At 67.0% G+C, this 19,264-nt stretch carries 15 protein-coding genes; 6 read left to right on the top strand and 9 right to left on the bottom strand.

What is annotated here, in order from left to right:
• Positions 1 to 97 precede the first annotated feature (97 nt).
• A complete protein-coding gene (locus tag WKW79_RS11995) occupies positions 98 to 433 on the top strand; it encodes a hypothetical protein (protein ID WP_340335378.1) in 336 nt (111 codons plus the stop codon).
• A 7-nt stretch (positions 434 to 440) separates the two neighbouring features.
• Here the strand turns inward: WKW79_RS11995 and WKW79_RS12000 are convergent, their stop codons facing one another.
• The 3 genes from WKW79_RS12000 to WKW79_RS12010 form a co-directional block, all read right to left on the bottom strand.
• Complete coding sequence (locus WKW79_RS12000) at positions 441 to 1,316, bottom strand: TauD/TfdA dioxygenase family protein (protein WP_340335379.1); 876 nt, start codon at positions 1,314 to 1,316, stop codon at positions 441 to 443.
• A gap of 220 nt (positions 1,317 to 1,536) precedes the next feature.
• Entirely contained in the window at positions 1,537 to 2,478 is a 942-nt protein-coding gene (locus WKW79_RS12005; RefSeq protein ID WP_340335380.1) for a peptidoglycan DD-metalloendopeptidase family protein, read from the bottom strand.
• Positions 2,479 to 2,538: 60 nt separating this feature from the next.
• Positions 2,539 to 4,341: a glutamine--tRNA ligase/YqeY domain fusion protein gene (locus WKW79_RS12010; RefSeq protein WP_340335381.1), complete on the bottom strand. Its 1,803-nt coding sequence runs from the start codon at positions 4,339 to 4,341 to the stop codon at positions 2,539 to 2,541.
• 140 nt (positions 4,342 to 4,481) lie between these two features.
• Between WKW79_RS12010 and WKW79_RS12015 the strand changes: the two genes are divergently transcribed.
• Positions 4,482 to 4,823 carry a hypothetical protein gene (locus WKW79_RS12015; protein WP_340335382.1) on the top strand — a complete coding sequence of 114 codons (342 nt, stop codon included), beginning with the start codon at positions 4,482 to 4,484 and terminating at the stop codon, positions 4,821 to 4,823.
• A gap of 96 nt (positions 4,824 to 4,919) precedes the next feature.
• Here the strand turns inward: WKW79_RS12015 and WKW79_RS12020 are convergent, their stop codons facing one another.
• The 6 genes from WKW79_RS12020 to WKW79_RS12045 form a co-directional block, all read right to left on the bottom strand.
• Positions 4,920 to 5,762 (bottom strand): LytR/AlgR family response regulator transcription factor, encoded by an 843-nt coding sequence (locus WKW79_RS12020; RefSeq protein ID WP_340335383.1) that lies wholly within the window; start codon positions 5,760 to 5,762, stop codon positions 4,920 to 4,922.
• Between the two features lie 22 nt (positions 5,763 to 5,784).
• Positions 5,785 to 5,913: a hypothetical protein gene (locus WKW79_RS12025; RefSeq protein WP_340335384.1), complete on the bottom strand. Its 129-nt coding sequence runs from the start codon at positions 5,911 to 5,913 to the stop codon at positions 5,785 to 5,787.
• 130 nt (positions 5,914 to 6,043) lie between these two features.
• The gene (locus WKW79_RS12030) at positions 6,044 to 7,108 is read right to left on the bottom strand and encodes a sensor histidine kinase (protein ID WP_340335385.1); all 1,065 of its coding nucleotides are present in this window, start codon (positions 7,106 to 7,108) and stop codon (positions 6,044 to 6,046) included.
• Complete coding sequence (locus WKW79_RS12035; RefSeq protein WP_340335386.1) at positions 7,105 to 8,085, bottom strand: sterol desaturase family protein; 981 nt, start codon at positions 8,083 to 8,085, stop codon at positions 7,105 to 7,107. The genes WKW79_RS12030 and WKW79_RS12035 overlap by 4 nt, the downstream gene beginning before the upstream one ends.
• Positions 8,086 to 8,119: 34 nt before the next feature.
• Positions 8,120 to 8,422: a 2TM domain-containing protein gene (locus tag WKW79_RS12040; protein WP_340335387.1), complete on the bottom strand. Its 303-nt coding sequence runs from the start codon at positions 8,420 to 8,422 to the stop codon at positions 8,120 to 8,122.
• Between the two features lie 26 nt (positions 8,423 to 8,448).
• Entirely contained in the window at positions 8,449 to 8,973 is a 525-nt protein-coding gene (locus WKW79_RS12045; protein ID WP_422823880.1) for a DUF6622 family protein, read from the bottom strand.
• A gap of 274 nt (positions 8,974 to 9,247) precedes the next feature.
• Between WKW79_RS12045 and WKW79_RS12050 the strand changes: the two genes are divergently transcribed.
• From WKW79_RS12050 to WKW79_RS12065, 4 genes are all read left to right on the top strand, one after another.
• Complete coding sequence (locus WKW79_RS12050; RefSeq protein WP_340335388.1) at positions 9,248 to 10,831, top strand: efflux RND transporter periplasmic adaptor subunit; 1,584 nt, start codon at positions 9,248 to 9,250, stop codon at positions 10,829 to 10,831.
• A gap of 109 nt (positions 10,832 to 10,940) precedes the next feature.
• The gene (locus WKW79_RS12055) at positions 10,941 to 14,084 is read left to right on the top strand and encodes an efflux RND transporter permease subunit (protein ID WP_340335389.1); all 3,144 of its coding nucleotides are present in this window, start codon (positions 10,941 to 10,943) and stop codon (positions 14,082 to 14,084) included.
• Positions 14,085 to 14,502: 418 nt separating this feature from the next.
• Complete coding sequence (locus tag WKW79_RS12060; protein ID WP_340335390.1) at positions 14,503 to 17,706, top strand: efflux RND transporter permease subunit; 3,204 nt, start codon at positions 14,503 to 14,505, stop codon at positions 17,704 to 17,706.
• Complete coding sequence (locus tag WKW79_RS12065; RefSeq protein ID WP_340335391.1) at positions 17,703 to 19,160, top strand: efflux transporter outer membrane subunit; 1,458 nt, start codon at positions 17,703 to 17,705, stop codon at positions 19,158 to 19,160. The genes WKW79_RS12060 and WKW79_RS12065 overlap by 4 nt, the downstream gene beginning before the upstream one ends.
• Positions 19,161 to 19,264 lie beyond the last annotated feature (104 nt).

Below are 19,264 nucleotides of genomic sequence, written 5' to 3' on the forward strand. Positions count from 1 at the left end.
CCGGGGCTGCGGATTCAGGTGGCCTGGCTCTTTACGTCGCAGGATCAATTCCTTTACGTCGGCGCATTAATATCCGCCGACACCATCGGGAGACCTCATGCGGAACTTCTACGGCGCGAGAGTGATGTCGGCATTCGCCACGGCCGCCATGCTCGCGGCTTGCAGCAACACGACCGGGCAACCGGAATGGCCGGCGGTGGTCTCATCGGCCAACGTCGGCGGCGCGCCGCAGCGTGCCGTGGCCAACTGCGTCAATTCCTCGGCGCGGACCCTGAAGGTGCCGGTGTCGGACATCACCGTGGTCAACGGCACCTCGATGGTCGATGGCGTCTATGCGATCAACCTCCAGGTGGGGCCGTCGAAACGCAGCGCCGTGTGCAGCGTGGACGACAACGGCACCGTAATGGGTGTGGTCTACAAGCGGCCTGTTTAGGAAGACTTCAGGTCGATTCCGGCACGTCGAAGGTGACGCGCTGGTTCACGCGGTGATGGGGCCAGTAGTCGGCCACCGCATAGTGCTGCGTGCTGCGGTTGTCCCAGATCGCGATGCCGCCGGCTTCCCACTGGTGATGCATCATGAACTCCGGCTTGCGCAGCCAGTCGAGCAGGAAGTGCAGCATGCCGCGCGCCTCCACCCGGTCGACGCCGAGGATGTGGCGGGTGAAGTCGGAGTTGACGTAGATGCACTTGCGTCCTGAATCGGGGTTGAGGCGCACCACCGGATGTGTCACCGGCTTGAAGGCCTTGATCGCGGCGATCAGCGCGTCGTCTCCCTTCCTGCCGAGGTACTCGCGGAAGCCCGAGACCTCCCAGGTGTGCACCGCGCTCAGGCCTTCCAGGTACTGCTGCATGCCGGGCGAGAGCCAGTCGTAGGCCTTGCTGGTGCTGATCCAGCAGGTGTTGCCGCCGACCGGCGGCGTGTCGACGATCTGGATCGCCGTGCCCAGCGGAGGATTCGGCTTCCAGCTGATGTCGGTGTGCCAGCTGTCGATGGCAGGCGGGCGCTCGCGGTCGGAGACGATCATCTCCAGGTCGGGCGCGTCGGGCCGGCGGTCGAAGTAGGAGCCCTTGGAGATCGGCCCGAACACCTTGCCGAGTTCGATGTGCTGTTCCGGCGTGAGTGTCTGCGGCTTGAAGAAGATCACCTCGAAGTCGAACAGCGCCTGGCGCAACTCGGCCTTGACCGCGTCGTTCATAGGCTGGATGAGGTCGACACCCTCGATCCAGGCCGCGAAGTTTGGCATGCGTGGCACCGGCCGGATGTGCTTGTAGCGGGCCGGAATGTCGATCAGGGTCATGGGGGCGATGTTGGCCATCTGTGCAGTCCTTTGCTTGGTTGTGTGTGACAGGGCGTCAATTACACGGTCAAGCGTCGGCCGCCGATCGCCGCGAACGAGACAATCCAAGGGTCGACCCCAAGCTCGAAATCCCTGACGGCTTCGCAATCGAGCACATGACGGCGTTGGATCGCCTTGCCGTGCTACAGCACTGTCTGCGGCGCCCCGCCTTGTCCTGCGCTCGATTGCGAAGCCGTCGTCAATCGATGAAGAGCGCCGGGTCGACCATCGCTTTGTTCAACATCACCGACCAGTGCAGGTGCGGTCCCGTCACTCGTCCGGTGGCGCCGACCAGCGCGAGGCGCGTACCGGTGTCCACCATGTCGCCGGGCATCACGTCGATGCGGCTCAGGTGGCAATACATGGTCAGCAGGCCGCCGCCGTGGTCCATCCACACGGTGTTGCCGTTGAAGAAATAGTTGCCGGTGTCGATGATCCGGCCCGGCAGCGGCGCCAGCACCGGCGTGCCCGTGCCGGCCGCGATGTCCATGCCGCTGTGGGGATTGCGCGACTGCCCGTTGAACACGCGGCGCAGGCCGAAGGAACTGGAGCGACGGCCCGGCACCGGCACGCGCATCCGGAATTTCTGGGGCAGCGGCTCGGTGAAGACGGAGGTCACCGTGTCCTGGTGCGCGCGCTCGCGCTTGTAGCGGGCTTCGTCTTCCGCGGAAAGGTCGACCGTGCCGGGTGCGACCTTGAGGCGCTGCACGCTGTATTGCTTGGGCGCGATCGTGTAGCTGATTTCGCGCGATGCGCCGCCTTCGGGCGGGAGCACGGAGATGTGGGCCTCGCCGGGCTGGGCGGACAAGGGGATGCCGACGAGTGCGGTCCATTCCTTGGGGCCGCCGATGACGAGCAGCGGAATGTCGCCATCGTGGGCGGCGGGGCGGGTCTTTCCAGGGCCGAGCGAAAGGCGTGCGACTCCGCCCGGAACCTGGGATGCGCGCGGCCAGGCGCCTGTGGATGACGAGGACGTCTTTGCCGGGCGCGCGGCCAGCGCAGGCATTGCCGCGATGGCCAGGAAGCCGGCGGCGCCGAGCAGCGCCGTGCGGCGGTTCAAACGCACCGTGGACGAATCAGGACGGAAGGCCTTGTCGACGGCTTCCAGAGGGTGCGATGAAAGGGCTTCGGGGGGACGCATCGGTCGAGTTTAGTGCGGCATCCACAGGGAGCGCGCGACACGGCCGTCACCTCGATGCCGTTACTTTCCCCAACTGTCGCGCATGCCCGCGGCGCGGTTGAAGACGCGCTGCCCTTGCGCCGCGGCCTTCGTGTCCGCCACGAAGTAGCCATGCCGCTCGAACTGGAAGCCCGAGCCGCCTGAGGCCATCGCCAACGAGGGCTCCACGTAGGCCGTGCAAGTCACCAGGCTGTCCTTGTTCAACTCGTCCAGCAGTTCCCCGCTGCCCGGATTCGCCGCCGCGAACAGCCGCTCGTACAGGCGCACCTCGGCCTGCAAGGCATCGGCCGCGGCCACCCACGAGATGTTGCCCTTGACCTTGATCGCATCGGCGCCGGGCGTGCCGCTCTTGGTGTCGGGCACCAGCTTCGCCTGCACCTCGACCAGCTTGCCGTTCGCATCGCGCGTGCCGCCGGTGCATTCGATGACGTGGCCGTACTTGAGACGCACCTTGTTGCCGGGGAACAGGCGGAAGAAGCCCTTGGGTTGAACGTCCTCGTAGTCGGTGGCCTCGATCCAGACCTCGCGGCCGAGCTTGAACTCGCGGCGGCCCATCTCCGGATGGTGCGGGTGGATGGGTGCGGCGCAGTCGTCGAGCGCATCGTCGCCGCCCATCAGTTCGCCCCAGTTGGTGATGACCAGCTTGACCGGGTCGAGCACGGCCATGGCGCGCGGGGCGATGGGGTCCAGCGTGTCGCGCAGCGCGGCTTCCAGGCTGGCGTAGTCGATCCAGCCGCCGGACTTGGTCACGCCGCTGCGTTCGCAGAAGAGCTTGAGCGCATCGGGCGTGTAGCCGCGGCGGCGCAGGCCGGCGAGGGTGGGCATGCGCGGGTCGTCCCAACCGTCGACGTGGCCCTCTTCGACCAGTTGGCGCAGCTTGCGCTTGCTGGTGATGATGTGCGTGACGTTGAGGCGTGCGAACTCGTATTGGCGCGGATGGGGGCTCTCGATCAGGTCGCCCTCGGCCAGGCGGTCCAGCAGCCAGTCGTAGAAGGGGCGCTGGTCTTCGAATTCGAGCGTGCAGATGCTGTGGGTGATGGCTTCCAGCGCGTCTTCGATCGGGTGCGCGAAGGTGTACATCGGGTAGATGCACCACTTGTCGCCGGTGTTGTGGTGCGTGGCCCGGCGGATGCGGTAGAGCGCCGGGTCGCGCATGTTGATGTTGGGGCTGGCCATGTCGATCTTCGCGCGCAGGATGGCGGCGCCGTCGTCGAGCTGGCCGTCGCGCATGGCGCGGAAGCGGGCGAGATTTTCTTCCGGGCTGCGGGTGCGGAAGGGGCTGTCGGTGCCGGGCGTGTTGAAGTCGCCACGGTTGGCGCGGATTTCCTCGGCGCTTAGCTCGTCGACGTAGGCCAGGCCGGCGCCGATCAGGTATTCGGCGGCGCGGTACATGAAGTCGAAGTAGTCGCTGGCAAAGTACTCGTGCGACTGTGTCGTGCCGGCGGCTTCGGGACGGTCGGCCAGGTCGGTCGCGTAGCCGAGCCAGCGCACGGCGTCGCGGATGGAATCGACGTATTCCTGTTCTTCCTTCTCGGGGTTGGTGTCGTCGAAGCGCAGGTGGCAGACGCCGTCGTATTCCTTGGCCAGCTCGAAATTGAGCCAGATGCTCTTGGCATGGCCGATGTGCAGGTATCCGTTGGGCTCCGGCGGAAAGCGCATGCGGACCTTGGCCGGGTCTGGCATGCCTTGTGCATGGTGTTGCGCGTCTCCGGGGCTGCCACCCCACTTGCGGGCGCTGTAAACCCCCTGCTGGAGGTCGCTTTCGATCACGTGGCGCAAAAAATTGCTTGGCTTTGCGGAATCTTTGTCAACGGGGGAAGTCATCCATTCATTCTAGGTGGCGGGGCATCGCGTTACCTTTGGGTACCTTCTTCACAGAGGAGGAGGCATCCGCTTTGCACCTGGCGCGTTGAATACTTGCATGGGCGGTCTTTTTCAGCCCCTGAAACCGGAGAACCCGAATCATGAGCCTCAATCGTTCAACTCTTTTCAAGTTCGCAGCCGCTGCCGCCGTGGGGGCGGGAGCGCTTTTCGCGGCTGCGTCGGCCAATGCCGGGGTGGCTTGGTCGGTGGGGGTCAATGTCCCGGGCGTGGCGATCGGTGTGGCCCAGCCGGGTTACTACGCACCCGCGCCGGTCTACTCGGCGCCTGCGCCGGTGTACTACCAGCCGGCACCGCCTGTCTATTACCGGCCGGCGCCGGTTTACTACGCACCCGCGCCTGTGTACTACCGTCCCGCGCCGGTCTACTACGGTCCGCCGCGCGGCTACTATCGCCATGGTCACGGCCACGGCTATTACCGTTGATCTTCCCATAGGCCTTCATTATTCTTGAAGGCCTGCGGCACCAGCCGGCTCTGCAAGGAGTCGGCTTTTTTCATGGGTGCACGGTCCGCGCGGCGACTACATCGCGCGGAACAGGTGCGCGAACAGGCGGCTGACGGCCAGGCGCTCGGCGCGGTTGCGCAATTGCAGGTGCAGCTTGCCGGCCTCGTCGCGATGCACGGCCTCGATCGCATGGGTGTTGACCACAACGGCACGGTGCACCTGCCAGAAGGTGTTGGGGTCGAGCTGGGGCAACAGTTGCTTGAGCGGCGTGCGGATGAGGTACTCGTGCGATGCGCTGAGCACGCGCACGTACTTGTCGGCGGCCTCGAAGTACTGCACCTCGTCGATGGGGACCATGCGCACGGTGGCGCCTCCGGCGTCGCTGGCGGCGATGAGCTTGAGCGGGGCGGGCGCTGTGGCCGGCAAGCCGGGTAGCGCGCCGTTGCCGGCGGCGGAGAGCATGCGGCGCCATTGCGCGAGCGTTTCCTCGATCGCGGCGCTGGCGCTGTCGGGCGGCGCGGGCGAGCGTGCCGTCAACGCGGCTTGCAGGCGACCGACGGTCTTGCGCAGGCGCTCGGTTTGCACCGGCTTCAGCACATAGTCGACAGCTTGCTGCTCGAAGGCGCGCACGGCGTACTCGTCGTAGGCGGTGACGAACACCAGTTGCGGCAGCGGCGCCTTGTCCAGCGGCCAGGTGTCGGCAAGTTCCGCCGCGGCAGAAAGGCCGTCCTGGCCGGGCATGCGAATGTCGAGGAACAGCACCTCGGGCAAGCGCTCCAGCGCGGCGACGACGGCGCTGCGGCCATCACCGACCATCGCGACCACGTCGAGCTCGGGCCAGGCTTGAGCGAGTTCGGCGCGGAGGGCCTGGGCCAGCAGTTGTTCGTCTTCGGCGATGAGGGCGGTGGGGCGGGTCATGGCTTGCGGGCGGCTTGATCGATCACTTGTCGGAATGACGGCGCTTGAAATGGGTCCGGATGCCCTTCTTCAGTTCATCGAGCGACTTGGCCGGTGGCGGGCACTCCTCCTTGAGAAACAGCGCATCGTGCACAGCTTGCGAATCGCGCATCGGCCCGGGCGGGAGTTTCGGAGCGCACCGGGCCGATGTGGAATTGGGAGCTTGCCTCTGCGAAGTAAGTCTGCTGCGCGTGTTGGCCATTCGAACGAGCCTAGCAAAATGCCGAGGTCATGAATGCGCCTCAGCCCATCGGCAACGTAGCCGCCGCGCAGGCCCCGCCGCTGCCTGCCGGGGCGAGCGTGATCGCGCCGCGATCGCCGTAGGCGCTGGCCAGCCGTTCGCGGACCTGGGTGAGTCCGAAGCCGCGTCCCGGTTCGTCCAGGGTGCTCGCGTGCTGCGACAGCCCGACGCCGGTGTCGTTGACCTCCAGGACGAGTCGCGCCTCGCTTCCCGTGCCTTGTTGCGAGGCACGCACGATGATGCTGCCGCCGCCCACCTTCGGCTCCAGCCCATGCTGAATCGCGTTCTCGACCAGCGGTTGCAGCAGCAGCGGCGGCACTTGCACGTCGCGCAGGTGGTCGGGCAGGTCAAGCGTGTAGTGCAGGCGGTCGCCCATGCGCACCGACATCAGCTCGAGGTAGTCGCGCAGCAGGTCGAACTCGGCGGACAGCGGATGCGCCAGCGCGCGTGAGCCGCTGAGCGTGGCGCGCAGGTAGCTGTTGAGCCGGTCGAGCATGGCTACGGCGCGCTGCGGGTCGGTGGTGATGAGCACGCGCAGGTTGGCCAGCGTGTTGAACAGCATGTGCGGTTCGAGTTGGCTTTCGAGCAGCTTGAGCTTGGCCTCGCTGGCATCGCGTTCGGCGGCGTTGACCTGTGCAGCCAGCATGGCCGCCTTGCCGCGCGAATGGAAGTAGAAGGTGACGACCGTGCCGGCCATGGCAGTGATCACCACGCTGATGACGGTATCGCGCGGCGAGCTCGCCTGGCCGGTGCCAAGGAGCATGCCGGCGATGCGTTCGCCGAAGAAGAAGCCGCAGGAAATGCCGATGGTGGCCAGCAGGATGCCGCGCCAGCCCTTCGGCCAGCCATGGCCTCCGCTGCTGTCGGTGTGGCAGTTGCGCGGGTCGAAGAAGTAGCGGCCGAATTCGATCACCAGCCATGACACGATGCCGATCGAGAGCGCGTAGCCAAGCTGGTTGCCGTAGCTCCTCGCGGGCCAGATCAGCGTTGTGAGTACTGCGATGGCGCAGCAGAACGCGGCGATCTGGAGGAAGTGGCGAACGGCGTCGCGCCAGCGGATGTTCATGGGGCCAGGGTCATGTCGTCCGTGGCGGGCCGGGCACCGCCTGCGGCACGTGCCTCGCCACCTGCTGGAGCCACCATCACGCGCGCACGCTGCCGCAACTCTTCCGTGGTGGTCCCCTGCCCATCCGGCGACCAGCCCGGTGGCTTGAACAGGTAGCCCCACACCGCCCGTGCCGAGCGTGCCGAGCGCAGGTCGCGCCACAGCGCCTGCCAGTGGCAGAACTCGATATGCAGCAGGTTGTAGGTGGTGATGGGCGTGACCAGGCCGTAGCGGCAGGGCAGGTCGTCGCGCTCGGGAATGTAGGTGCCGAACAGGCGGTCGAACACGGTGAGCACGCCGCCGTAGTTGCCATCCAGGTATTCGAGGTTCGAGGCATGGTGCACGCGGTGCGCCGAGGGCGTGTTGAGGAACCACTCCAGCGGGCCGAGGCGCGGGATCCACGTCGCATGTACCCAGAACTGGTAGAGCAGGTTCAGCGTGAGCATCAGGAGGATCACGTCGGGCGGCATGCCCAGCAGCGGCGCCAGCATGAAGAAGACCAGGCTGCCGGTGAGCTTGCCGGTCCAGCCGAAGCGGTAGGCGGCCGACAGGTTCAGCTGATTGGGTGAATGGTGAATCGCATGCGTGCACCAGAACCAGCGCACGCGATGCGCCGCGCGGTGGTACCAGTAGTAGCAGAACTCCTGGCCGATGAAGCAGGCGACCCAGCCCCACCAGTGGTCCAGCGGCAGCGTCCAGAGGCGGTGCTGCCAGACCCAGTCCATCGCGCCGCTCCACATCGCGAAGGGCCACAGCAGCAGCCAGGTGAGCGCGTATTGCCGCACCAGGAAGTCCACCACGGAGATGCCAGCCGCCTTCCAGTCGTAGGCGGGGCCGCCGCGCCGGGCATGGCGCCACGAGAGGACCAGCGCTTCGGCGACGGAAGCGACGAGCACGGTGAGCACCGACAGCTTGAGGACCAGCAGCAGGACGTTCATGGCTTGAGATTCTGGAGGAAGAAGCGGCTTTCAATCACCATGGTTCGGACTTCGACACCAGCCTGGTCCGTTCGCGCCGGACCATGCTTTCCATCATGTCGCCGCCCGGCGCGAAGACCCACACCGACAGTCCGTGCGCCAGCAGCCCGACGCCCCAGCCCAGCAGCGGGAACAAGGCCCAATGCCGGCCGGTGCTCAGCGAAAGGGCGATCAGGCCGAGGTTGACGGCGACGTAGATGGTCGCGTGCGAGAAGAAGCCCATCTTGGCGCGGGCGCGGCGGCGGGCCAGCTTGTCCAGGCGCGTGTCTTCGTCCAGGGGCAGGGTGGTGGCTTGCATGGCGTTTCTCCTTGATTGCGTTGCGATCAGGCGGCCTGCTCGGCGGCGAGGCTGCGGTCGTGGCGGATCGCCAACTGCCAGAGGCGGATCGCGCGTCCAGCGAAGGTGCCGGTAAATGCGCCGTACAGTGTGCCGATGCCGAGGGCCAGGTTGTGATTGTGGGCAAGCTCGGGATGCATCGCCATCACCACGCCGACGGCGTACTTGGTGACGAAGATGGCCATCATCAGCACCAGCGGCACGGCGCTGCCTGGCACGTGGAAGCGGCGTGCGTCGGCGTCGTAGCGGGTGCCCGCCGGTGCGCCACGTTGCAGCAACAGGGCTGCAAGGGCGATGGCCGCCACGGCCCAACCAACCAGTGCCATCGGCGAGTCACCGAAGGCGGACAACACGCCGGACATCGACAGGGCGGTCATCGCGATCGGCATGACGGTGGTGCGCGCGAGGCTCACGCTGCTGGCGAGCAACTGTTTCGCGCCGAACCAGACAAGCACGGCGAACAGCACGAAGACCCAGCGGGGCGTGTGGGAGAGGATTTGCAGCAGCATCATGGTGGTGGTCCGATCAGGTAGTGGTCTGGAAGACGATGGGCGGACTGTGCCGATGGTCGGCCGCAGCGACGAGCGGCATGCGACGAAATGCAGTGGGGCGGCGCGAAATGCAGCCGGGCGGCGTGAAATCCAGTGCGCTGCGGCGCGCTTTACACACGCTTTACGGCACGGCAGAACAGCCGTCGTATTAGCCGTGGATGAGCGCGCTACCATCGCCGCGACCCGTATCGAAGCGCCGTTTTTCGCGCATTGCCCCGTTGACCCAGGACCCTCCATGGATTCCCGCCCCCCAGACCTCCAACCCTTGCCACCGACCGCTCCTGTGCCGCCGACGCGGCGGCGGCGCTGGCTGGGCGCCGTCGTGGCGCTGCTGCTGGTGGTTGGCGTGGCGGGGGCGGCCTGGTACCTGATCAATCGACCGCCTGTCGACGCGGCGGGCGCGCGCGCGGGTGGCCCGCGCGGACCGGGCGGGCCCGGTGGGCCCGGCGGGCCGCGCGGCGCCGGCAATGGCGCAGGGCCGACCGTCACGGTGGGCATGGCGGTTGCGGCTCACGCGGACATCCCCGTGATCCTCGATGCGCTGGGCACCGTCACGCCGTTGACCACCGTGATGCTGCGCTCGCAGGTCAGCGGCGTCATGACCGACGTGCTGTTCAAGGAAGGCCAGGTCGTGAAGAAGGGCGAGGTGCTCGCGCGCATCGACCCGCGTCCGTTCGAGCAGGCGCTGATGCAGGCCAACGGTACGCGCGTGCGCGACGAGGCGCAACTGGAAGCCGCGCGCGTCACGCTGACGCGCTATCGCACGCTGCTGGGCCAGGACTCGATCGCGCGGCAGGACGTGGACACGCAGGCCGCCCTGGTCAAGCAACTCGAAGGCACGGTGATCACCGACAAGGCCGCGGAAGCAGCCGCCAAACTGAACCTCGACTGGACGCGCATCACCTCGCCGGTGACCGGCCGCGTCGGCCTGCGCACGGTGGACCCGGGTAATTATGTGTCGGCGGGCGGCACAACCGGCATCGCGACGATCACGCAGATGAACCCGATCGACGTGCAGTTTTCGGTGCCGCAGGACCGGGTGCCGGAGATCGAGGCGCGCATGGCGCAAGGCGCGAAACTCAGCGTTACCGCGCTCGACCGCACGCGTGCCACCACGCTGGACACGGGCACCTTCTCCACGCTCGACAACATCGTCGACACCACCACTGGCACGGTGAAAGCCAAGGCGCGTTTCGACAACACGAAGAACACGCTGTTCCCGAGCCAGTTCGTCAACATCAAGCTGCAATTGCGGACCATCGCGGCGGCAGTGGTGGTGCCGGTGACGGCGCTGCGCACGGCCGGGACGGGCAACTACGTGTACGTGATCAACGAGGACCGCACGGTGAGCATGCGCAATGTGAAGCGCGGGGATGCGTCGGTGGATTCGGTGGTGATCACGGAAGGCCTGAAGGAAGGCGAGCGCGTGGTGACGGAAGGCGGCGACCGGCTGAAGGATGGTTCGCGCGTGCAGTTGCCGACCGACGCGCCCGGCGATCGGCAGCGCGGCAAGCGGCAGGGTGCAGCGGGTGGGCAGGCGCCGGCTTCGGGAGAGGGCGCCGCAGCGCCAGGGCCGGCGAATGGCGCGGCCGCCGCGCCGCCGCAGGCCGCGCCCGCAACGCCGGCACCTGCGGTCGCAGCCGCGGCCGTCAAGCCACCCACGCCCGAGCAGCGCCAGCGCATGCTCGATTCGGCCAAGGACGACCCCGAGCAACTGGATCGCCGCAAGAAGTTCCTCGAGGCTATCGACCGGGGCGACCCCGCCGCGTTGGAGCGTTGGCAGCGCATGAGCGAGCGCCCGCGGCGCCAGGCGGAATGAGCGTGGCACGCAGGATCAGGGACAGGGCCATGAGCGAAGTGTCGAGCCGTGCCAGGCACGCTCGCATGCTCTGCAGTGGCGGTGCGTTGAGTTGGGCGGGGAGACTGCCATGAGCCCGTCCCGCCCCTTCATCGAGCGTCCGGTCGCGACGGCCTTGCTCATGGTCGCGATCGTGCTGGCCGGTCTGGTGGGCTTCAAGTTCCTGCCGCTGTCTGCACTGCCGCAGGTCGACTATCCGACCATCCAGGTGCAGACGCTCTATCCGGGCGGCAGCCCCGAAGTGATGAGCCGTACCGTGACGGCGCCGCTGGAGCGCAACTTCGGCCAGATGTCCGGGCTCAACCGCATGAGTTCGACCAGCGCGGCCGGTGTGTCGATCATCACCCTGCAGTTCTCGCTGACCGAGACGCTGGACGTGGCCGAGCAGGAGGTGCAGGCCGCCATCAACGCCAGCAACTCGCTGCTGCCGGCCGACCTGCCCGCGCCGCCGGTGTATGCCAAGGTCAACCCGGCCGATGCGCCGGTGCTCACGCTCGCCATCAGTTCGAAGACGATGCCGCTGACCGAGGTGCAGAACATCGTCAACACGCGCCTCGCGCAGAAGATCAGCCAGGTGTCAGGCGTGGGGCTGGTCACGCTCTCGGGCGGGCAGCGGCCTGCGGTGCGCATCCAGGCCGACACGCGTGCGCTGGCTTCCTACGGCATCGGGCTCGATGCGCTGCGCACGGCCATTTCGAATGCCAATGCCAACAGCGCCAAGGGCAGCTTCGACGGGCCGAAGCGCTCGTACAGTATCAATGCCAACGACCAGTTGGTGACGGTCGACGACTACAAGAACCTGATCGTCGCCTACAAGAACAACGCACCGGTGCGCATGATCGACGTGGCGCAGGTGGTGGACAGCGCGGAGAACACGAAGCTGGGCGCCTGGTCGGGCTGGAAGGGGACACCCTCGGCAGGCAGCGAGGATACGTCGGCGCAGAGCCTGGAAGGCGCACTCACCCCGGCGATCATCCTGAATGTGCAGCGTCAGCCCGGCGCCAACGTGATCGCCACGGTCGATGCCATCAAGAAACAGTTGCCAGACCTCCAGGCGCAGTTGCCCACCGGCCTCGACGTGAAGGTGCTCAGCGACCGCACCACCGGCATCCGCGCCTCGGTGATGCACGTCGAGATCGAACTCGCGCTGGCCGTGGTGCTGGTGGTGCTGGTGATCTTCTTCTTCCTGCACAGCTGGCGCGCCACGGTCATCGCGAGCTTGGCCGTACCGATCTCGCTGATCGGCACCTGCGGCGTGATGTACATGCTGGGCTACAGCCTCAACAACCTGAGCCTGATGTCGCTGACGATCGCGACCGGCTTCGTGGTGGACGATGCGATCGTGATGATCGAGAACATCTCGCGCTACCTGGAGGAAGGCGAGAAGCCCTTCGCGGCGGCGATCAAGGGCGCCTCGCAGATCGGCTTCACGATCATCTCGCTGACGGTGTCGCTGATCGCGGTGCTGATTCCGCTGCTGTTCATGGGCGACGTGGTGGGGCGGTTGTTCCGCGAGTTCGCAATGACGCTGGCGATCACGATCCTGATCTCCGCGGTGGTGTCCTTGACGCTGGTGCCGATGATGTCGGCGCGCATGTTGAAGAGCGAACCGCACAACGCGACGCGCGGCGTGGCGGGCAAGGTGCAGGCCTTCTTCGACGCGGTGATCGCGCGCTATGACGTGTCGCTGGGCTGGGTGTTCCGTGCGCAGGGCCTGACGATGATCGTCGCGCTGCTGACGCTGGTGCTGACGGTGGCGCTGTACGTGTTCATCCCGAAGGGCCTGTTCCCGACGCAGGACACGGGCCAGTTGCAGGCGCGCATCGAGGCGGCGCAGGACGTGTCGTACGAGCGCATGTCGCAGCTTCAGCAGTCTGCCGCGAAGGCGATCCTTGCCGACCCGGATGTGGAGAGCCTGAGTTCGTTCACGGGTGTCGACGCGGCCAACAACACGATGCTCAACACGGGGCGCATGCTGGTCAACCTGAAGCCGAAGCACGGCAACCAGGAAGACGTGATGAACCGCCTGCGCGAACGTGTGCGCGAGGTGGCCGGTGTGACGCTGTACCTGCAGCCGACGCAGGACCTGACCATCGACGCGGAGACCGGCCCGACCGAGTACCGCCTGTCGATCGAGGGCGTGAGTTCGGCCACGGTGACCGAGTGGGTGAAGAAGCTGATGGCCCGGCTGGAGCATGAGCCGCGGGTGCGCAACGTGACCAGCGATGCGGGCGCGGAGGGCTTGTCGGCCTATGTAGACATCGACCGCAACACGGCGTCGCGCCTGGCGGTGACGGCGAGCGCGGTGGACGACGTGCTCTACAGTGCCTTCGGCCAGCGCATCGTGTCGACGATCTTCACCGAGACGAACCAATACCGCGTGATCCTGGAGGCCAAGGCCGATTCGATCGAGACGCCGCAGCAGCTCGGCACGCTGAACCTCAAGACGGGGACCGGCGCGCCGACGCCCTTGTCGGCGGTGGCGACGATCCGCGAGCAACTCGCGCCCCTGCAGATCACGCACGTGGCGCAGTACCCGGCGGCGACGGTGGGCTTCGACACGGCGCACAACGTGTCGCTGGGCAAGGCGGTGGATTCGATCCGCCAGGCCGCGAAGGACATCGGCATGCCGGCGAGCGTGACGATGACCTTCCTGGGCGCTTCGGGTGCCTATGAGAAGTCGCTGTCGAACCAGTTGTGGCTGATCCTGGCGGCGGTGGTGTGCGTGTACATCGTGCTGGGCGTGCTGTACGAGAGCTACATCCATCCGCTGACGATCTTGTCGACGCTGCCATCCGCGGGCGTGGGCGCGTTGCTGGCCTTGTGGATCACGGGCAATGACCTGGGGGTGATCGGGATCATCGGGATCATCCTGCTGATCGGCATCGTGAAGAAGAACGCGATCATGATGATCGACTTCGCGATCGATGCGGAGCGCACCGAGGGCAAGTCGCCGCAGGAGGCGATTCACCAGGCGGCGTTGTTGCGGTTTCGGCCGATTTTGATGACGACGTTGGCGGCGTTGTTTGCTGCGGTGCCGTTGATGCTGGGGTTTGGGGAGGGGGCGGAGTTGCGGCGGCCTCTGGGTCTGGCGATCTTTGGTGGGTTGATCGTGAGCCAGGTGTTGACGCTGTTCACGACGCCTGTGATTTATCTGGCGTTCGATCGGATGGGGCGGCGGTTTGGTCGGAAGACTGCTGAGGTGGTGGCGTGATTCGTGCGCGCCTTTTGCAGAGAGCGCCCGGTACGCGGTACGGTCTGTCCGACCCTACTGCGGCGGCCCCTTCGGGGCTCCCTTGCGGTGCTCGCATTTGCCGGGGTCCGCATGATCTCGCTTCGCTCAATCAGCATGCGGCCCTGATCCGGCAAATGCTGCGCTCCTCAGCGCCGCACAAGGGATCGGCCAGTCCGCACCGCGTACCGGGCTTGGGGGAGATCCACCGTCTCGTCCGTGGGGGAGGGGGCTGCCCTCACCCCGGCCCTCTCCCAGAGGGAGAGGGAGAAATACCGGGTCGACGAGGGCGCACGGGTTGCCCTCACCCCAACTCTCTCCAGGGGGCAGAGGGAGCAAAACCGGCACGCCGCCGCTCCCCGAACTCCGAACGCCTTCGAACCACCACAGGAGCGGAGAAGTGAACCTCTCCAGCCCCTTCGTCAAGCGTCCCATCGCCACGGTCCTGTTGACCATCGGCATCGCACTCGCCGGCATCGCGGCCTTCTTCGTGCTGCCGGTTTCGCCGCTTCCCAACGTCGACTACCCGGCGATCTCGGTGACGGCGCAACTGCCCGGCGCCAGCCCCGACACCATGGCCAGCAGCGTCATCACGCCGCTGGAACGGAGGCTCGGGACCATTGCGGGCGTCAACGAGATGACGTCGAGCAGTTCGACCGGCTCCGGTCGCGTGAGCCTGCAGTTCGACCTCAGCCGCAACATCGACGGCGCGGCGCGCGAAGTCCAGGCGGCGATCAACGCGGCGCGCGTGGACCTGCCCGCCACGCTGCGTCGCAACCCGACCTATCGCAAGGCCAACCCGGCATCGTCGCCGGTCATCATCCTCGCGCTCACCTCCAAGACCAAGACGCCGGGGCAAATCTACGACGCGGTGTCCAACATCGTCAGCCAGCGCGTCTCGCAGGTGCCGGGCGTGGGCGATGTCGAGATCGGGGGGGGCTCGCTGCCGGCGGTGCGGATCGAGTTGCAGCCTTACGCGCTGAACCAGTACGGCATCAGCACCGAGGATGTGCGCGCCGCCATCCAGGCCAGCAACGCCAACCGGCCCAAGGGCGCGATCGAAGGGGAAGGGCGGCGTTTGCAGATCTACACGCCCTCGCCGGGGCTGCGCGCGGCCGACTACCGCTCGATGATCATCGCGTGGCGCAACAACGCGGCCGTGCGACTGTCGGACGTGGCCAACGTGGTCGACGGCGTCGAGAACCGGCGCACCACCGGGCTCTTCAATGGCGAGCCGGCCATCATCATCCTCATCACGCGCGAGCCCGGCGCCAACATCATCGAAACCGTCGATGGGGTGCGCGCGCTCATTCCCGAACTGCGCGCCCAACTGCCGCAGGACATCGACGTCCAGGTGGCATCGGACAGCACCAACTCCATCCGCGCGTCGCTGCGCGAGGTCGAGGTCACGCTGATGATCTCGATCGTGCTGGTGGTGCTGGTGGTGGGCCTGTTCCTGCGCAAGGCGCGCGCGACCATCGTGCCGGCGGTCGCCACCGTGGTGTCGCTGCTTGGCACCTTCGGCGTGATGTACCTGCTGGGCTTCAGTCTCAACAACCTGAGCCTGATGGCGCTGACCGTGGCCACCGGCTTCGTGGTGGACGACGCGATCGTGGTGCTGGAGAACACCAGCCGCCACATCGAGGCCGGCATGAACCGGCTCGAGGCTGCGCTGCTCGGCGCCCGCGAGGTCGGCTTCACCGTGCTGTCGATCAGCCTGTCGCTGGTGGCGGTGTTCATCCCGCTGCTGTTCATGGACGGGCAGGTGGGCCGGCTGTTCCGCGAGTTCGCGATCACGCTGTCGGCGGCGGTGCTGATCTCGCTGGTGATCTCGCTGACCACCACGCCGATGATGTGCGCCTGGCTGCTCTCGTCCGAGCCGAAGGAAGACCCGAACGCGCCGCCGCGCAAGCGTGCCTGGCCGGTGCGCTGGGCCGAGAACAGCTACGACTTCATCCTGCGCACCTACGAGCACAGCCTGGACTGGGCGCTGCACAGCAAGACCATCGTGATGCTGGTGCTGGTGGCGGTGATCGGCTTGAACTTCTACCTGTTCAAGCACGTGCCCAAGGGCTACTTTCCGCAGCAGGACAACGGGCAGCTCAATGGCGGCCTGCGTGCCGACCAGAGCATCTCGTCGATCGCGCTCGGCGAGAAGCTGAAGCAGGCGGTCGACATCGTGCGCGCCGATCCGGCCGTCGACACGGTGGTCGGCTTCTCGGGCGGCAGCCGCGCGGGCGGCGGCTTCATGTTCGTCAACCTCAAGCCGGTGAACCAGCGCGACGCGACCAGCGCGCAAGTCATCGCGCGGCTGCGCCCGCAACTCGACAAGCTCACCGGCCTGCGCGTGTTCCTCGGCCAGGTGCAGGAGTTGCGCATGGGCGGGCGCTCCAGCAATTCGACCTACCAGTACACCCTCAAGAGCGACAATCTCAAGGACCTGCGCCTGTGGGTCGGCAAGCTGGCGGATCGCCTGAAGCTGGAAGAGTCGCTGACCGACATCGACAGCGACCAGTCCGACAACGGCGTCGAGACTTTCGTGAACGTGGACCGCGACAGCGCCTCGCGCCTGGGCCTGAGTTCCAGCGCCATCGACAGTTCGCTCTACAACGCCTTCGGCCAGCGCTCGGTGGCCACCATCTATGACGAGCTCAACCAGTACGCGGTGATCATGGAATGGGCGCCGCGCTTCATGCGCGGGCCGGTGGAGCTCAAGGACCTCTACGTGCCGTCCGACCCGTCGGTGACCAGCGGCAATGTGCCCGTGCTGACCTCGGCCAACCCCGGCCTGCGCGGCGCCTCGACCGGCTCGCCGCTGGCCAACACCACCACGACGATGGTCCCGCTGAGCACGGTCGCGAAAATCTCCGAGCGCGCCATCCCGATGTCGATCTCCCACGAGGGAGGAGAGTTGTCGAGCACGATCTCCTTCGACCTGGTCCCGGGTGTTTCCATCGGCGAAGCACGCGCCATCGTCGAGCAGGCCGGTGCCGACATCGCGATGCCGATCAACGTGCGCGGCAGCTTCAGCGGCACGGCCGCGAGTGCGCAGCAATCGCAGGGGCAGCAGGCCTTCCTGATCTTCGCGGCGCTGGTGGTGATCTACATCGTGCTGGGCGTTCTCTATGAAAGCCTGATCCATCCGATCACCGTGCTGACCACCTTGCCGTCGGCGGGCGTGGGCGCGGTGCTGGCGCTGCTGCTGTTCCGCATGGACTTCTCGATCATTGCGTTGATCGGCGTGTTCCTGCTGATCGGCATCGTGAAGAAGAACGCCATCCTGATCATCGACTTTGCGCTGGAGGCAGAGCGTGCGCGCGGGCTCACCGCGACTGAGGCCGTGCGCGAGGCCTGCCTGCTGCGCTTCCGGCCCATCCTCATGACCACCATGGCGGCGGCGCTGGGCGCATTGCCGCTGGCCATCGGCTTCGGCCAAGGGGCCGAACTGCGGCAGCCGCTGGGCGTGTCGATCATCGGCGGCCTCATCGCGAGCCAGTTGCTCACGCTGCTCACCACGCCGGTCGTCTACGTGCTGATGGACAAGCTGCGCCGCCGCCCCGCCAACGAAAAATACCTGAGCCGTTCCGCCGGCCTCTCGACATGACTGTGCCGCATTCCCTCTTGATCAAACCCGTCGTGCTGGCGCTGGCCGTGTTGCTGGCGGGCTGTGCCGTCGGGCCGACCTATGAAAAGCCGGCGATCGCTTCCCCCGACACCTGGAAGGAAGCCCGCGCCGCCGAAGGCTGGGTGCCCGCCGCGCCCGCCGATACGCTGGACCGCGGCGAATGGTGGAAGCTCTTCGGCGACGAAGGCCTGAACGCGCTGGCCGAGCGCGTGCAGGTGTCGAACCAGAACATCGCCGCAGCCGTCGCCAACTACGACCAGGCCCAGGCGCTGGTGCGCGAGCAACGCGCGGCCCTGTTCCCGACGCTGGGCCTGTCCGGCAACGCGCGGCGCAGTGGCGACCGCACCGTGCCGATCGTCGCGGGCTCCGCCGGCGTCTCGCTCGACGCGGGTTGGACGCCCGACATCTGGGGCAACCTGCGCGCCGCCGTGGGCAGCGCGCAGGCCCAGGCCCAGGCCAGCGCGGCGGACCTGGCGGCGGCGCGGCTGTCGGCCATCGGCCTCCTGGCCACCAGCTATTTCTCGCTGCGCGAAGCCGATGCCGAATTGATCCTGCTGGACGACACCATCGAGGGTTACCAGCGCAGCTATACCATCGCCCGCAACCGCTACGAAGCCGGCATCGCGCCGCAGAGCGACGTGTTGCAGGCGCAGACGCAACTGGTCAATGCGCGTGCGGAACGCGTGGCCTTGAAGCAGACGCGCGACACGCTCGAGCATGCGATTGCCGTGCTGGTCGGCGCGGCGCCGGCGCAGTTCGAGTTGGCCGCCCTGACCGCCTGGAAGCCGGTGGTGCCCGCCGTGCCGCTGGGCATTCCGTCGACCTTGTTGCAGCGCCGCCCGGACATCGCCTCCGCCGAGCGCGCCGTTGCCGCCGCCAATGCGCAGATCGGCATCGCACGCAGCGCCTACTACCCGAGCCTGACGATCAGCGCCACGGCGGGCACCACCTCCCTGCGCTGGCAAGACCTGTTCAGCGCGCCGCAACTGGTCTGGTCCTTCGGCCTCTCGGCCTCGCAGGTGCTGTTCGATGCGGGCGCCATCAGTGCGCGTGTCGATGCGGCGAAGGCTGCGCATGAATCCTCCGTCGCCCGCTACCGCCAGACCGTGCTGACGGCCTTCCAGAACGTCGAGGACCAGCTCACGGCCACGGCCAGCCTGGCCCAGCAGGAGGCGTTGCGACGCGAAGCGTCCGTCGCAGCCGACAAGACCGAGCAACAGTTTCTCAACCGCTATCGCGCAGGCCAGGTGAGCTACACCGACGTGGTCACGGCGCAAGCCTCCGCGCTCAGCGCGCGGCGCACGGTGCTGCAGTTGCAGGTCAGCCGGCAGGCGGCGGCGGTGGGTTTGATACAGGGTCTGGGCGGTGGTTGGGATGCCGATTGGATGCATGACGCAGACGCGGAGAAGACCGCCACTTCGTCGCCGCGCTGACGGCATTCTGCGGCCGCCCGCGCTCGCGGCCTTCATCACGTTCGTGCGTTCGTCATGCTCGCCGCATCCGCAATTCTCACCCCCACCACTCGTTACGCCACCTC

It is taken from the genome of Variovorax robiniae (assembly GCF_037889955.1).
Lineage (GTDB): Bacteria > Pseudomonadota > Gammaproteobacteria > Burkholderiales > Burkholderiaceae_C > Variovorax > Variovorax robiniae.

Coding starts and splice junctions, on each gene's coding strand:
- WKW79_RS11995 (WP_340335378.1), top strand. CDS start 98: ATGCGGAACTTCTACGGCGCGAGAGTGATGTCGGCATTCGCCACGGCC.
- WKW79_RS12000 (WP_340335379.1), bottom strand. CDS start 1,316: ATGGCCAACATCGCCCCCATGACCCTGATCGACATTCCGGCCCGCTAC.
- WKW79_RS12005 (WP_340335380.1), bottom strand. CDS start 2,478: ATGCGTCCCCCCGAAGCCCTTTCATCGCACCCTCTGGAAGCCGTCGAC.
- WKW79_RS12010 (WP_340335381.1), bottom strand. CDS start 4,341: ATGACTTCCCCCGTTGACAAAGATTCCGCAAAGCCAAGCAATTTTTTG.
- WKW79_RS12015 (WP_340335382.1), top strand. CDS start 4,482: ATGAGCCTCAATCGTTCAACTCTTTTCAAGTTCGCAGCCGCTGCCGCC.
- WKW79_RS12020 (WP_340335383.1), bottom strand. CDS start 5,762: ATGACCCGCCCCACCGCCCTCATCGCCGAAGACGAACAACTGCTGGCC.
- WKW79_RS12025 (WP_340335384.1), bottom strand. CDS start 5,913: ATGCGCGATTCGCAAGCTGTGCACGATGCGCTGTTTCTCAAGGAGGAG.
- WKW79_RS12030 (WP_340335385.1), bottom strand. CDS start 7,108: ATGAACATCCGCTGGCGCGACGCCGTTCGCCACTTCCTCCAGATCGCC.
- WKW79_RS12035 (WP_340335386.1), bottom strand. CDS start 8,085: ATGAACGTCCTGCTGCTGGTCCTCAAGCTGTCGGTGCTCACCGTGCTC.
- WKW79_RS12040 (WP_340335387.1), bottom strand. CDS start 8,422: ATGCAAGCCACCACCCTGCCCCTGGACGAAGACACGCGCCTGGACAAG.
- WKW79_RS12045 (WP_422823880.1), bottom strand. CDS start 8,973: ATGATGCTGCTGCAAATCCTCTCCCACACGCCCCGCTGGGTCTTCGTG.
- WKW79_RS12050 (WP_340335388.1), top strand. CDS start 9,248: ATGGATTCCCGCCCCCCAGACCTCCAACCCTTGCCACCGACCGCTCCT.
- WKW79_RS12055 (WP_340335389.1), top strand. CDS start 10,941: ATGAGCCCGTCCCGCCCCTTCATCGAGCGTCCGGTCGCGACGGCCTTG.
- WKW79_RS12065 (WP_340335391.1), top strand. CDS start 17,703: ATGACTGTGCCGCATTCCCTCTTGATCAAACCCGTCGTGCTGGCGCTG.